Origin of the sequence: Vibrio sp. B4-6, from assembly GCF_963888245.1 — a bacterium.
Taxonomy (GTDB): domain Bacteria; phylum Pseudomonadota; class Gammaproteobacteria; order Enterobacterales; family Vibrionaceae; genus Vibrio; species Vibrio anguillarum.
Map to the genome: position 1 here is coordinate 164,786 of NZ_CAWPIM010000033.1, position 14,693 is coordinate 179,478.

Genomic DNA, 14,693 nt, shown 5'->3' on the forward strand with positions numbered 1-14,693 from the left:
GTTTATGAAAAGGCTGATTACTCAGCTCGTGAGTGATATGTGGGGGAGCAAGCAAGGGATCCCAAGGGGGGAACGCGAAAATTTTGTGATCTATTTAACGAATTGATAGCGAATCTTGGTTCTGTGCTGACAAAAGTTACTAGCGGCTCATCCTGTATAGTCAATAATTTGCTTTATTAAGCTGCTTCTTCATAATAGATAAGGCAAACAGAGGAATGCGATGAAAACCATTGACCGAATACTTCAAACCATCAAACGCGATGGAGCGGTAACCGCTAAACGACTGGCCGACGACCTAGGAATTACCACCATGGGGGCTCGCCAGCACCTACAAAGTTTGGAAGATGATGGCATTGTGGCGTTTCATGATGTCAAAGTAAAAGTCGGACGCCCTACTCGACACTGGTCTTTGACACAACAAGGCCACGACCAATTTGCTGATCGGCATGGCGAGTTGATCATCCAAGTGATTGATGCTGTTGAGCACCTTTTTGGTAAAGAAGGGCTAGCCAAAGTAGCGGCAGAGCGTGAAGCTCACACATTAGCACAGTATCAACACGCATTAATTGATTGCCACAGTTTAGAAGAAAAACTAGCTAAGCTAGTGACGCTTCGTGAGCAAGAAGGCTATATGGCAGAGCTCATACCATCAACGAACGGTTACACTTTAATTGAGAACCATTGCCCTATCTGTAAAGCTGCGGCACGCTGCCCTAACCTGTGCCAATCTGAACTTAATATTTTCCAAACGTTGATCGGTGAGCAGTATGTAGTTGAACGGAGCGAACACATCATTATGGGTGAGCGTCGCTGCCGTTATCAAATCACACCACGCTAAGATCGTCTCATTAGTAAGAAATGGCGATTTCGTTCCAACTCCTACCTTATTGATCGGTTATGCTTTCATTGTGTTGATAAAATAATCAACAGAGAAATAGTGTAAAGGAGAAAGATATGGAGCCCCCTCAAAAACAGGCCTTACCTTCTTTTGATGAGTTGGTTGAACTTGCCAAACATAATCCAGATGCCTTTACGCAACTGAAAAAAGATATCTGTGAAGAGATGATCCTCTCCTCTTCCAACAACATGCAAGACAGGTTATGGGCTCAGCAAAGTCACATTGACTTGGTGGTGAGCCAATGCAAAAACCCTGTCCATGCTAATGTTATGCTGATGCGTGAGCTCGGCGAACAGATGATGAAATTTAGAAATGCCTTAGATGGCGAATCGGCGCGCACTCAACCGAGCGCGACCATCATTCCATTTGTGCCGCGCCACAGCGACTGGCGTTAACCTCGCTATTTGAAGCTTTTTAAAACAACAGGAGGCATTGGCCTCCTGTTGTTTCATCAATTTTTTTCTATCAAGTTTACTCTGGTTCAGGTCCGTAGCGGTTGCGGCTTTGCGTTCCCTTCATAAAACCACATTCGACTAAAATCCATGAGCCACAAACCAGTGCGACCAGCGATACCAATGACTCTGTCATACTGGCTTGAGTGGCAATCTCGGCACTGGCAAAAGGCATACTCATACGGCCTATCACCAAAGGGACATTAAGCAATAACCACCAAGCAGACTTATCTCTGTCATGCCAACGTTTTACCGTGATGGCCAAATCAGGCAGTAACACCACTAGCAAAAACAGCGGCAAGATCAGGTGCGTATAGGCAGGAAACATTTGGTTTGCAGCGAGTGCGAAGCCCATAATGGACGCGTAATAACAGAGATTCCACATCCAAAATACTTTGCGCCCGATGCGTCCTTGAAATGAAAATAGCAGTTCTTTAATTGACATCTTGTTACCTAAAATGGTTAATTTACAACCTTTTGGAAGCAATCTTTATCCATATCACGCACATTCACGGTCAGACTCCTGACTTGACTAGCTTGCTGTTGCAATACCGCCATTAATTGACGTGACAACTCTCTTTTTTGTTCAGGTGTCCGCCCTGACAGCAAATCAAAGCTGAGGTGAATAAAATCAACACTGTCGCCCTCTTCACCAATGCACCAATGGTGGCAGCGTAGCGCCCGTGATTTCACTGAGTCAGCGTCAAATAATCCGCAGCGAAGTGCGACTTGGTGAAGATCTTCCAATAACCCTTGAACATTCACACGTTCATCCACAGAGTTCGAGTATTCCATAACAAGGTTGGGCATACGAATTCCTTTTCTTCATTCATGATCAAATTTCAACACTGGTGAGCCTTATTGGTATCACTAGCTTTTCTTTTAACAGCCACTAATAGCAATTAATCTCGTAAAATCCGAGCCATTATCGACTATTCTGTCTATCTGATCACTGATAAGGGGTGTCACGCATTGCTTAAGATCCCATAAAGTCATGACTCGAATCATGATCTGACCGATTTTATCTGTTATATTCTTTCGCAATCACGTTTATTTTTGACATTCATTCATTTTAACTTTGATAGATAATGGAGATATTCCTATGCGTCATCCTGTAGTTATGGGTAACTGGAAACTAAACGGCAGCAAAGAGATGGTTGTTGAGCTGCTAAATGGTCTGAATGCAGAGCTTGAAGGCGTAACGGGTGTTGACGTAGCCGTTGCTCCACCTGCACTTTTTATTGACCTAGCAGAGCGCACTCTGACCGATGCGGGTAGCGCGATCATTCTGGGTGCCCAAAACAGCGACGTACACAACAGTGGCGCATTCACTGGCGATATGTCTCCAGCAATGCTGAAAGAATTCGGTGCAACACACATCATCATTGGTCACTCTGAGCGTCGTGAATACCACAATGAATCCGATGAATTTGTGGCGCAAAAATTTGCATTCCTAAAAGAAAATGGCCTAACACCAGTACTTTGTATCGGCGAATCTGAAGCACAAAACGAAGCTGGCGAAACAGTAGCCGTATGTGCACGTCAACTTGACGCTGTGATCAACACTCAAGGTGTTGAAGCGCTAGAAGGTGCGATCATCGCTTACGAACCAATCTGGGCGATCGGCACAGGTAAAGCAGCAACAGCAGATGATGCTCAACGTATTCACGCCGCTATTCGCGCGCACATTGCTGCAAAATCAGAAGCAGTCGCGAAGAATGTCGTTATCCAATACGGCGGTTCTGTAAAACCTGAAAACGCAGCAGCTTACTTCGCACAACCAGACATTGATGGTGCTCTAGTTGGCGGCGCGGCACTTGATGCGAAAAGCTTTGCAGCTATCGCAAAAGCAGCAGCTGAAGCGAAAAAAGCGTAATTATTCACACTAATTATCGTTAAGAAGGTCAGCATTTGCTGGCCTTTTTTGTTTCTTCACTCTAGTCACACTTCCCATCCTAGCAGCTATAGTCGCGATCGCCAGAATCAAGTATCCTAACGTTTTGCTTAACCTACGTTGCCAGTAATGCACGATAAACACGGCCTATTAACCGCCCCAATTCCAAATGTGCTCACTCAAATGACGATCCCAATGATTTTTGGTTTGATCGCGATTTTGATGTTTAACTTGGTCGACACCTTTTTTATCTCACTGCTGGGCACCGAATCTCTTGCCGCCATCAGTTTTACCTTTCCCGTCACCTTTGCGGTCAACTGCATTACCATGGGAATTGGTATTGGACTTTCGACGAGTATTGGCCGCTTACTCGGTCAAGGTGACGCTAAGAATGCGGCGCGTTTTTCTAGTCATGGCGTGTTGCTGGCTGTGGTGCTGGTGACATTCGCTTCAATTCTGGGGTTACTGACCATTAAGCCACTCTTCCTACTGCTTGGTGCCACTGACGATTTAATCCCTTTGATTGAGCAATACATGCAGGTTTGGTATTTGACCATTCCTTTGCTCGTTATTCCCATGGCTGGTAACAGTGCAATTCGAGCCACAGGTGATACTAAAACGCCGGCTAAAATTATGATGCTCGCAGGTTGTATTAACGGTCTACTCGATCCGATGCTGATTTTTGGTTATGGCCCTTTCCCTGAATTAGGAATCCAAGGTGCTGCTATTGCCAGTGCATTCAGTTGGTTAGGCGCACTGTGCGGATCGCTATATGTATTAATCAAAAGAGAAAAATTATTGGCATGGCCGTATTTTCCTACTTTATGGCATGATTGGCAGCAGATCTTAAAAGTGGGCACACCAGCGGCACTCTCCAATGCAATGAATCCACTCTCTGGCGCGCTATTAATGATAATGCTGGCAAGCCATGGCACGGCTGCCGTGGCCGCTTACGGCGCCGCGCAGCGTATTGAGTCGATACTCATTTTGGTCTTGATGTCACTAACCTCAGCACTGACTCCCTTTATGGCACAAAACATCGGCGCAAAAAATATTGAGCGTAGCTTTGCTGGCTTGTTCCTCAGCATGCGTTTTTCTATCGTATTTCAATTGATGATTTTTGCGATGATGGTACCGCTGAGCATCCCTTTGTCAGCCCTATTTTCTCAAGAGCCCTCGGTGCGCGATCTATTGTGGCACTATTTGCTGGTGGTGCCACTGAGCTATGGCTTTCAAGGCATTGTGATGATGCTTGTCTCTGGATTGAATGCATTGCATCAACCCATGCGCGCCTTTCAGTGGAGCGTGATGCGGCTATTTGTGTTCACTCTTCCTGCCGCGTGGTTAGGTTCGTATCTCTATGATGTCGAAGGGCTGTTTATCGGGATTGCCGCAGGCAATACCTTAGGTGGGCTGCTGGGTTATTACTACGCCCTGCGTCTAAAACGAACTTACCTGTTTCGCTAATGCTACCATTTATCTGGTTGAGCACGTCGTGGTGAACTAAATATAAAAAAGCCAGCATTCATGCTGGCTTTATCACTTAGAAACATCGCCTTTCAGCGCGAGAAACTACTCTTCAATCTCGTCAAGGTCATCATCTAAGTCCATATCCACATTTAAAGGCTCAGGAGATAAAATAATACCCGTATTATCAGCGTACAAATAATCTTCAGGTAGGAAAGTGACGCCACCAAAATTGACAGGCACATCCACTTCACCGATACCTTGATTGGATGCTCCAACAGGAATAGAGGCGAGCGCTTGAATACCGATGCTCATCTCTTCGAGTTCATCCACTTCACGGACACAACCGTAAACAACGATGCCTTCCCACTCATTTTCTTCAGCAAGAGCGGCCAATTCTGCATCAATCAGCGCACGGCGCAGTGAACCACCACCATCAATTAACAGCACCCGTCCTAGCCCATCTTGCTCTAATACTTCACGGATTAAGCCATTATCTTCAAAACATTTAATCGTCGTAAGCTGGCCAGCAAAGGATGCGCTTCCACCAAAGTTACTAAACATTGGCTCCACCACATCGACTTGGTCGAGATAAATATCACATAACGCAGAGGTGTTGTATTCCATAATGGTTCTTCTCTTGCCGAAAATTATCTTCACCGAGTATATAGGGTCATTAAGTCATTGCAATGACAAGCGACAATTAACTCGTCAGAGTTTGAGCTATAACAATTCCAACAAACAACAAGTTGGTGATCAGTGAACATTTGACGATAGCGGGCATCATAGGTGCTATCTGCGCAGGTTGATCACTCACCCACACCGCTTTACTGTGTTTTACCACTACCACAATGCTCAACAAAAAGGGCAAACTTATCCACGTTGGGCTGCTTTGCATCACTAAATACCAAGCAAAAGCGGTCACCGCACCCGCCAATAGCATAAAGTGATATTGCTTGGCACGCGTTTGCCCAAGGCGTACGGCAACGGTTTTTTTACCGCAAACTGCATCATTTTCAATATCACGCATATTGTTGACATTGAGCACCGCCACTGCCAATAAGCCACAGCCTAACGCGGGTAAGAACAGGCTCGGTTCCACATGGCCGGTATGCAAGAAATAGGTTCCAGACACCCCAAGTAAACCAAAGAAAATGAATACGGATAAATCACCTAAGCCGACATAGCCGTAGGGTTTGTTACCGACCGTGTAAGCAATCGCAGCCACAATAGCGAGCACGCCCAGCCCGACAAAAGCCAGAATACTTTGCACGCTATCCAGTGCATAAAAAATCAACACCAAACCCGAGATAACCGTCAATGTGATGTTAATCAGCATCGCTTGCTTCATATCATCGAGCGTCACCGCACCGGATTGAATCGCTCTGATTGGCCCTAAGCGAGCCTCATTATCCGTACCCTTGACCGCATCACCATAATCATTTGCAAGGTTGGATAAGATTTGTAATAAAGTTGCGGTAAGCAGAGCAAGCAGCGCTACTGGCAACGAAAAATGGCCCGATGAGAAAGCTAACGCGCTGCCCGTTAAAATAGAAACTAGCGCGAGAGGGAGCGTTTTAGGCCTGGCCGCATCAAGCCAGATATGGAGCGAATTCTTCATGCAAGGTCACTGCCGTTCAAAAAAGGGGTCAGTATATACTGTTCTGCTGGCGAGTATAACACGGCAATAAAAAGCCCGTCACTTTGGACGGGCTACAAACGGTGTACTGGCCATTCGACCCGCTAAAGAATAAAGCGGCTCAAATCTTCATTCTCGACTAACTCACCTAGGCGCTGCTTGACGTAGGCTGCATCGATAATCATTGAGGAGCCAGGCTTTTCTGTTGCATCAAATGAGATTTCATCCATCAAACGCTCCATCACGGTATGCAGGCGACGTGCGCCAATATTTTCCGTGGTTTCATTCACTTTCCACGCGGCTTCCGCAATTTGAGTGATGCCATCTTCAGTGAATTCAATGTGCACCTCTTCCGTCTTCATCAGCGCAATATACTGCTCGGTCAGAGAGGCTTTCGGCTCAGTCAAAATACGTTTAAAGTCATGGCTCGATAATGCTTCAAGTTCGACGCGAATCGGCAAGCGGCCTTGCAACTCGGGGATTAAATCAGAGGGCTTCGCCACTTGGAATGCACCCGACGTAATAAAAAGGATATGATCAGTTTTAACCATGCCGTGCTTAGTCGAGACGGTACTGCCCTCAATCAAAGGTAGCAAATCACGTTGCACCCCTTCACGCGATACATCTGGACCTGAGCTTTCGCCGCGTTTACAGATTTTGTCAATCTCATCGATGAAGACAATACCGTTATTTTCAACATTAAAAATAGCTTGATCTTTCAGCTCTTCCTGATTGACCAATTTTGCCGCTTCTTCCTCAGTCAAAGCTTTGAAGGCCTCTTTGATTTTGAGTTTGCGTTTTTTCTTGGTATCCCCTGCAAGGTTCTGAAACAAACCTTGCAGCTGATTGGTCATCTCTTCCATGCCTGGAGGTGCCATAATTTCAACCCCCATTTGAGGGACAGCGACATTGATTTCAATCTCTTTGTCGTCGAGCTTTCCTTCACGCAACTTTTTACGGAAGATTTGGCGAGTGTTCGAGCTCTCTTCGCCCTTTTCATTCTCTCCCCAAGCATCACGAGCTGGCGGCAATAAAGCATCTAAAATACGCTCTTCTGCTTGCTCTTGCGCGCGAAATTGCACCTTTTCCATCGCTTGCTGGTGAGTCATTTTTACCGCGACATCGGTTAAATCGCGAATAATGGTTTCCACTTCTTTACCAACATAACCCACTTCGGTAAATTTGGTCGCTTCCACTTTAATGAATGGTGCGTTGGCAAGCTTGGCGAGACGACGAGCAATTTCCGTTTTTCCCACCCCAGTTGGACCAATCATCAAAATGTTTTTCGGCGTTACTTCGGCGCGCAAGCTCTCTTCGAGCTGCATGCGACGCCAGCGATTACGCAGCGCAATCGCCACCGAACGTTTGGCTTTATCTTGACCAATAATATGGCGATTTAATTCGTGAACAATTTCACGTGGAGTCATTTCAGACATCAGATTTTCCTTAATTCTTTACCCTAACACTGTCTTTATTTTTCGGTGGTCACTGTTTGTTGCAGTAGCAATTCCGCCGGTATTTCTAGTTCTTCGATAGTGTGGAAATGGTTGGTAAACACGCAAATGTCGCCCGCAATTTTTAGTGCTTTTTCAGCGATTTCACGTGCATCTAAATCGGTATTTTCTAATAATGCGGTCGCCGCAGCTTGGGCAAAATTACCACCCGAACCGATAGCAATCAGGTCGTTTTCTGGTTGAACGACGTCACCATTACCCGTAATAATGAGCGATGCAGTTTCATCAGCCACCGCTAAAATCGCTTCTAGCTTACGCAGTGCTCGGTCACTACGCCAATCTTTTGCCAGCTCAACCGCGGCCTTAGTAAGATGACCTTGATGCATTTGCAGCTTACTTTCAAAGCGCTCAAACAAGGTAAACGCATCGGCTGTGCCACCTGCAAACCCTGCCAAGACTTGATTATTGTACAGACGGCGAACCTTGCGCGCATTGCCTTTCATTACGGTATTACCGAGCGATACTTGTCCGTCACCGGCGATGACAACTTTATTATTACGACGTACAGAGACGATGGTAGTCACGACAGGACCTCTTATTTGTTTTCACGATGGAGTTAGCAAATATATGAGGATGGTTGGGGAAGATTTCAAGTCACAAAAAACACTCACCGCGAATCGATTGGATGCGGTGAGTGATCGCTCTTATTGTGGTTCAGTCCAAATGGCGCACGGCTCAATTTTAGCGCGTTGTAATTTATGCTCGTCACGCTGCGCATCACGCTTATATTTGTATGGCCCTAATACCACGCGATACCAACTGCTGCCTTCCGTTTTTCGGATTTCACTTTTTAAACCCTGAAACGCGATATCAAGTTTACGGCTTTCAGCCTGTGCCGAAGTTTTGTACGCCCCACACTGCATGATATAAGGGATTTCAGACACTTTTTGTTCTTTGGCTACTACTTCTACTTCACGTTTCGGCAAGCTATCCACGTAATCCCATTTTTCCTCTGGGGGCGGTGGGATCACTTTCTCTGGCTTAGGTTTTGCGACTGGTTTTGTAGGAACCACAACCGCTTGAGGCGGCTCAGGATCACGGCTGAGTAAGAACAGCCCATAACCAAAACCGGAAACGAGCAACAGTGCCAATAAGCCACTACGCCAAGGTTTACGACGTGGAGCTGTTTTTTTCGGGGTCGGCTTTTTCGGACTACGACCGCGCCTTACATAATCTTTATTAGCCACAGAGAATTCAAAAGTTGATGGTTTGTGCCAATGTTAATGCAGTTTCCAACGACTTAATAGTGCTGAAAGAGTTGCAGCGCATCAAAAATGCGCTGCATGTGGTTAGCTCAAGCGAGGAGGCGCTGCGCTTTCTCGAATCACTAACTTGGTTTCTAATAGTCGAGAACCTGCGCCAACCTCTTGACCGCGAAGAAGATCGAGCATCATGAGCATCGCTTGACGCCCTATCTCATAGCGCGGCTGTGAGATGGTCGTTAACGGTGGATCGCAGTAGAGCGCAAATTGAATATCATCAAATCCCACCACTGAAATATCTTGTGGAACGCGCAAACCCAATTTTTTGGCTTCCTTAATGACACCGATCGCCATACTGTCATTATGACTAAAAATGGCTGTGGGTGGCTCAGATAAAGCCAATAATTGGCGCAGTGCTTTAGCCCCGGCTTCAAAAGTAAAATCACCATAAGTGCAATAATTAGGGTTCATGGTAATTCCTGCACGGCGTAAGGCTTGTTGATAACCTTGATGGCGGAACTTACACAGCGTGGCCTCTGCTGGCCCCGATATTTGCGCGATGCGTTTGTGCCCTAGCTGTGTCAAATAGTTCACCGCTTCAAACGCTGAAGTAAGGTTATCAATATGTACCGTCGGCAACTCAAGTTCTGGCGCAAATTCACATGCCATGACCATAGGTGGCAGGTTTTTTTGCTCCGGCTTACTAACATCAAACGGCAAATCAGTTCCCAGCAACAACATGCCATCGGCCTGCTTAGTAAATACGAGGTTAACTAACGAACTTTCTCGCTTTTTCTGCTGACCACTATCACCCAACAGTACTAAATAACCATGCTCCATCGCCGCATCTTCGATACCACGAATGATCTCTGTGAAGTAAGGGTCACAAATATCCGGCACGATAGCGACAATGGTTTTAGATTCATTACGGCGTAAGTTGCGAGCGAGAGAATTTGGTGAGTAACCAGCTTCCAAAACAGCATCTTCGACACGCTTTCGCGTTGAAGATGATACTTTTTCAGGATTCATCAACGCCCTAGATACTGTGGCGGTTGATACACCTGCAAGCTGGGCAACATCCTTCATTGTCGCCATAGAAATTAACCTCTTTAAAAGTTGTTACTGGGCTGAAATCACCCGTTGTTATGTTTATAAAATCCGGTTGTAAAATCTGGTTATCCATTTTGAACGCTGAGCTGTTATTCACAGCGGATATATGAGTGATAGTCTATTCATTTCCACCCAGAAAGTTACGGTCAGATTAACAAATTTTACATAATAAGCGTGAAGCCACTCACATTAGAGAGGATTAAATTGGCTGACAAAAATAACAGTAACCTTTTTAGCATTCGATTGCTTCAATATGTTACATCTCATTTCATCGAAAACGCTACTGAGGTTTAACTGAGATCTTGCGGTTCAATATCTAACGACCAGCGAATTTTCTTGGCTAATGGTAACAGTCCAATCGCAGGCTTAGCACTCATCAATAGTTTTTGCATTTTGGAGCGATGTTGAGTTTGCAGTAATAACTGCCAGCGATATTTGCCCGCTCTTTTCGCCAATGGGGCTGGAGTTGGCCCTAATACTAAGCACGAATCATCAAATAACGGATGCGCTTCTAACGTATGCCTAATTTGGCGTAAAAACTCTTCCACCATCGAAGCTTGATTGGATTCCGCTTTAAACAGTGTGAGATAGGTGTAAGGCGGCAACATCGCTATTTTCCGCTCTTCTAACGCGGTTTCTGCAAAATGACGATAATCCTTTTGCAACAGTGCTTGCAGCAAACTGTGTTCTGGGTGATGCGTTTGTAAAATGACTTCGCCGGGTTTACTAGCGCGCCCTGCTCGACCTGCCACTTGAGTAAATAGCTGCGCCAAGCGTTCGGCGGCGCGAAAATCACTGCTGTATAGCGAACCATCCACATCCAATAACGCCACTAAAGTCACATCGGGAAAATGGTGCCCTTTAGCAAGCATCTGCGTGCCAATTAAAATCTGATACTCACCTTGTCGAATCGATGATAACGCACTTTCTAAACTGCCTTTACGACGCGTACTATCGCGATCAATACGCACCGTTTTATATTCGGGGAAAAGCTGCGCCAGTTGCGCTTCAAGTTGCTCGGTACCTACCCCAACCGTGACCAACTGAGTTGAACCACAACCTTGACACTGATGAACCACCGGACGTTGCGAGCCGCAATGGTGACAACGCATGTCACTGCTGTATTGGTGAAAGGTATAGTACGCATCGCAACGTTTGCACTCGGCAATCCAACCGCATTCATGGCACATCAGCGCGGGCGAGAAGCCGCGCCGATTGAGAAACAGCATCACTTGGTTACCTGCACTGAGGTGTTTTCTCATCTCAGCAATCAGCGGCGCTGATAACCCACTCTCTAAAAACAGGCCTTTCACATCCAACACTTTGTTTTTAGTGGGAACCGCTACGCCCGCACGCTGAGTTAAGCTTAAGTGATGATATTTGCCACTCAATGCATTATGCAACGTTTCTAATGCTGGAGTGGCAGAACCGAGCACAATCGGGATCTGCTCAAGATTTGCACGCATTACCGCGACATCTCTTGCATGGTAGCGTAGGCTATCTTGCTGTTTATACGAAGCGTCGTGCTCTTCATCAACAATGATGATACCTAGATCTGCAAAAGGCGTTAGCAGCGCTGAGCGAGTACCAATGATAATGCCCGCAATATTATCACGCGCCGCTAACCACGCGTTGAGGCGCTCGGTTTCATTGAGCCCCGAGTGGACCACGGCAACTGGCACATTAAATCGCTTACGAAAGCGGTTAATGGTTTGTGGTGTTAGACCAATCTCAGGCACCAGTACCAATGCCTGACGTCCTTTTTCTAAAACGGGCTTGATTAAGTTTAGATAAACTTCGGTTTTCCCTGAACCGGTGACCCCTTCAAGTAAATAGCATGCGAAATGGTGATGGCTATTAATTGAAGCAATCGCGATCGCTTGTTCTTGGTTTAGCTTGGGCTTTTCCACATCCGCTTCAACATTTTGCGGCCAAGCCGTCAGTGTCGGCCGTTTTTCCAGTGATTCTATCCAGCCTTTCTCTTGTAAGGTTTTGAGTACGCTGCTACCTACCCCTTCATCAATAAACAGTTGATGGGGCACAGCGCCAGACTCAAGCATCGTCATCACTTTGGCTTGCTTTACCGCTCGCCCGAATCCTTGCATGAGTTGATCGCGCCCACTGGGCGTCAGTTGCCACTCCACTAAGGTCGAAAAATCGGCCGCTTTCCCTTTACGTAATGCGCCAGGCAAGGCATTAAATAGCGTGTCGCCTAATGGGTATTGATAAAACTGGCTACACCACAACAGCAATTGATAGAGTTTCTCTGGCCAGACTGGCTGGCTATCGAGCACCGCTTTTAGCGGCTTTAATTGATCGACTGAAAACTCAGACTCACTGACTATAGCGGTGACGATACCCACCAGAGTTTGCCGACCAAATGGCACCGACACTCGTCCACCAACAATCGGAAACAGATGACTTGGGATCTGATAATCAAACTGCTTATCCAATGGGACAGGTAAGGCAACGCGTGCAATGGTGGGGCGCATAATCGACCGTTCGTTCTACAAAAAATGTGAAAAGACAGTCTACTGGATGCGTCACCGAAATTCGAGCTTCGTCATTGGACAAAAATGTGGCGAAAATAGCGGCGAAATGGCTTGATCCACTGAAGAGGATTCATTAATATATCGCGCCTTGATGATATGGCTTCTTGCTTGATGTTAAGCAGTCAGCGGTATCAACATTTTTTTATTAACTACGTGTGGTGTCCGGCATAGATTCGGATAGCGACGCGGCCCAATTTGAGGTTATCCCATGAAAGCTGGTATCCATCCAGAGTACAAAGCAGTTAGCGCGACTTGTTCTTGCGGCAACTCTTTCGAGTTCAGCTCAACGCTAGGCAAAGATTCTATCCACCTAGACGTGTGTGACAAATGTCACCCATTCTACACTGGTAAGCAACGTATCGTTGATACCGGCGGCCGTGTAGATCGCTTCAACAAGCGTTTCGGTGCTCTTTCTAGCAAATAATTTCTTTTTTGCTAGAAAATTAAAAAAGGATGCTTCGGCATCCTTTTTTGTTGGCATTTTTTGTATAGTTGTCAGTACGCACTGGTCTTATCTGCGACATTTTCTCCATTTTTTGATGAAGCACGTCAGGTTCCCGCCTAGGAAGTTTGAGCGACATCCATTAGAATTATGGACCTTTTCCAATCCAACACGAGCACTTATACCTATGTCTGATGACACTCACCAAGAATTAACGGCAGAAGAACAATTTCGCCAACGCGCACTCGATTACCATGCTTACCCAACCGCGGGTAAAATTGCCATTTCACTAACTAAGCCTGCCGACTCGGCTGAAGACCTTGCTTTAGCTTACAGCCCGGGCGTCGCTGAACCGGTTCGTGAAATCGCACAGAACATCGACAACGTTTATAAATACACTGCGAAAGGCAACACCGTCGCTGTGATCTCAAACGGCACGGCTATTCTTGGTTTAGGTAACTTAGGTCCGATGGCTTCCAAGCCCGTCATGGAAGGAAAAGCGCTACTGTTTAAACGCTTTGCTGGGCTTGATTCAATTGATATTGAAGTAAAACACCGCACAATCGATGAATTTGTCGATACGGTTGCCAACATCGCCGACACCTTTGGCGGCATCAACTTAGAAGATATCAAAGCACCAGATTGCTTTGAGATTGAACGCCGTTTGATCGAGCGCTGTAATGTGCCTGTTTTCCATGACGATCAACACGGCACTGCGATTGTTACCGCAGCTGGCATGCTCAATGCGATTGAACTGCAAGGCAAGAAACTCAACGAATGCACTATCGTCTGTCTTGGCGCTGGCGCAGCAGCCACCGCTTGCATGGAACTATTGATTAAGTGCGGCGCAATGCGTGAAAAAATCTACATGCTTGATCGCAAAGGTGTGATTCATACTCGTCGCGATGACATTAATGAATATAAGCAGTTGTTTGCTAATAACACCGACAAACGCACACTGGAAGATGTGATTGAAGGCGCTGACTTATTCCTAGGTGTGTCAGGCCCCAACCTGCTGCCTGCCGAAGCGCTAAAATTAATGGCCGATAAACCGATCGTATTTGCTTGCTCAAACCCGGATCCAGAAATTAAACCGGAACTCGCACGCGCGGTACGTGACGATTTAATTCTCGGCACAGGCCGTAGCGATTATCCAAACCAAGTCAACAATGTGTTGTGCTTCCCATTTATTTTCCGTGGCGCTTTGGATGTCCGTGCTAGTGAAATTAATGACCAAATGAAGCTAGCCGCAGTTGAGGCGATACGTGAACTGGCTAAAGAAGAAGTGCCGGCTGAAGTGTTGAAAGCTGCAGGCGTAAAAGCGTTAAGTTTCGGCCCTGAATACATCATTCCAAAACCGATGGACCCACGCCTACTGCCTCGTGTTGCTAAAGCGGTTGCTCAAGCAGCGGTTGACTCTGGCGTCGCTCGAATCGAGATGCCTGTCAATTACATGCAAGAATAATCACAAGCTTGAGCGGCTAAATGCCTCGCTCGAAAAAAAACCGCTGACTTTCAGCGGT

15 protein-coding genes are annotated in these 14,693 nt (G+C 46.3%); 6 read left to right on the forward strand and 9 right to left on the reverse strand.

Translation table 11 applies throughout. From position 1 onward, the window contains the following. Positions 1 to 220: 220 nt before the first annotated feature. Positions 221 to 838, forward strand: a complete 618-nt coding sequence (locus AACV20_RS10105) for a helix-turn-helix transcriptional regulator (protein WP_013855859.1) — start codon at positions 221 to 223, stop codon at positions 836 to 838. A gap of 116 nt (positions 839 to 954) precedes the next feature. Beyond that, positions 955 to 1,293, forward strand: coding sequence for a DUF3135 domain-containing protein (locus AACV20_RS10110; RefSeq protein ID WP_013855858.1), 339 nt, complete (start codon positions 955 to 957; stop codon positions 1,291 to 1,293). Positions 1,294 to 1,369: 76 nt separating this feature from the next. Here the strand turns inward: AACV20_RS10110 and AACV20_RS10115 are convergent, their stop codons facing one another. Together AACV20_RS10115 and AACV20_RS10120 are read right to left on the reverse strand one after the other, a co-directional pair. After that, positions 1,370 to 1,795 carry a DUF805 domain-containing protein gene (locus AACV20_RS10115; protein WP_029190043.1) on the reverse strand — a complete coding sequence of 142 codons (426 nt, stop codon included), beginning with the start codon at positions 1,793 to 1,795 and terminating at the stop codon, positions 1,370 to 1,372. A gap of 17 nt (positions 1,796 to 1,812) precedes the next feature. After that, the gene (locus tag AACV20_RS10120; protein WP_017043199.1) at positions 1,813 to 2,160 is read right to left on the reverse strand and encodes a 5-carboxymethyl-2-hydroxymuconate Delta-isomerase; all 348 of its coding nucleotides are present in this window, start codon (positions 2,158 to 2,160) and stop codon (positions 1,813 to 1,815) included. A gap of 292 nt (positions 2,161 to 2,452) precedes the next feature. Between AACV20_RS10120 and tpiA the strand changes: the two genes are divergently transcribed. Both tpiA and AACV20_RS10130 read left to right on the forward strand, forming a co-directional pair. Beyond that, entirely contained in the window at positions 2,453 to 3,226 is a 774-nt protein-coding gene (gene tpiA, locus AACV20_RS10125; protein ID WP_026027419.1) for a triose-phosphate isomerase, read from the forward strand. 147 nt (positions 3,227 to 3,373) lie between these two features. Continuing rightward, positions 3,374 to 4,711 (forward strand): MATE family efflux transporter, encoded by a 1,338-nt coding sequence (locus AACV20_RS10130; protein ID WP_170907203.1) that lies wholly within the window; start codon positions 3,374 to 3,376, stop codon positions 4,709 to 4,711. Positions 4,712 to 4,816: 105 nt separating this feature from the next. On the opposite strand, the gene rraA is transcribed toward AACV20_RS10130, so the two are convergent. From rraA to priA, 7 genes are all read right to left on the reverse strand, one after another. After that, positions 4,817 to 5,338 (reverse strand): ribonuclease E activity regulator RraA, encoded by a 522-nt coding sequence (gene rraA / locus AACV20_RS10135; RefSeq protein WP_026027418.1) that lies wholly within the window; start codon positions 5,336 to 5,338, stop codon positions 4,817 to 4,819. A 76-nt stretch (positions 5,339 to 5,414) separates the two neighbouring features. Further along, positions 5,415 to 6,332: a 1,4-dihydroxy-2-naphthoate polyprenyltransferase gene (locus AACV20_RS10140; protein ID WP_047690597.1), complete on the reverse strand. Its 918-nt coding sequence runs from the start codon at positions 6,330 to 6,332 to the stop codon at positions 5,415 to 5,417. 122 nt (positions 6,333 to 6,454) lie between these two features. Continuing rightward, entirely contained in the window at positions 6,455 to 7,786 is a 1,332-nt protein-coding gene (hslU, locus tag AACV20_RS10145) for an HslU--HslV peptidase ATPase subunit (protein WP_013855851.1), read from the reverse strand. Positions 7,787 to 7,821: 35 nt separating this feature from the next. Continuing rightward, entirely contained in the window at positions 7,822 to 8,388 is a 567-nt protein-coding gene (gene hslV / locus AACV20_RS10150) for an ATP-dependent protease subunit HslV (protein ID WP_010317615.1), read from the reverse strand. Between the two features lie 120 nt (positions 8,389 to 8,508). After that, positions 8,509 to 9,051 carry an SPOR domain-containing protein gene (locus AACV20_RS10155; RefSeq protein ID WP_013855850.1) on the reverse strand — a complete coding sequence of 181 codons (543 nt, stop codon included), beginning with the start codon at positions 9,049 to 9,051 and terminating at the stop codon, positions 8,509 to 8,511. Positions 9,052 to 9,153: 102 nt separating this feature from the next. After that, positions 9,154 to 10,161: a DNA-binding transcriptional regulator CytR gene (gene cytR, locus AACV20_RS10160; RefSeq protein ID WP_017043195.1), complete on the reverse strand. Its 1,008-nt coding sequence runs from the start codon at positions 10,159 to 10,161 to the stop codon at positions 9,154 to 9,156. 305 nt (positions 10,162 to 10,466) lie between these two features. Continuing rightward, the gene (gene priA, locus AACV20_RS10165; protein ID WP_094164309.1) at positions 10,467 to 12,668 is read right to left on the reverse strand and encodes a primosomal protein N'; all 2,202 of its coding nucleotides are present in this window, start codon (positions 12,666 to 12,668) and stop codon (positions 10,467 to 10,469) included. Between the two features lie 268 nt (positions 12,669 to 12,936). Here priA and rpmE point away from each other — a divergent pair, with 268 nt between their 5' ends. Next, positions 12,937 to 13,152 (forward strand): 50S ribosomal protein L31, encoded by a 216-nt coding sequence (rpmE, locus tag AACV20_RS10170; RefSeq protein WP_010318344.1) that lies wholly within the window; start codon positions 12,937 to 12,939, stop codon positions 13,150 to 13,152. A 205-nt stretch (positions 13,153 to 13,357) separates the two neighbouring features. Beyond that, positions 13,358 to 14,635 carry a malic enzyme-like NAD(P)-binding protein gene (locus AACV20_RS10175; protein ID WP_026027888.1) on the forward strand — a complete coding sequence of 426 codons (1,278 nt, stop codon included), beginning with the start codon at positions 13,358 to 13,360 and terminating at the stop codon, positions 14,633 to 14,635. The last annotated feature ends 58 nt before the right edge of the window (positions 14,636 to 14,693 follow it).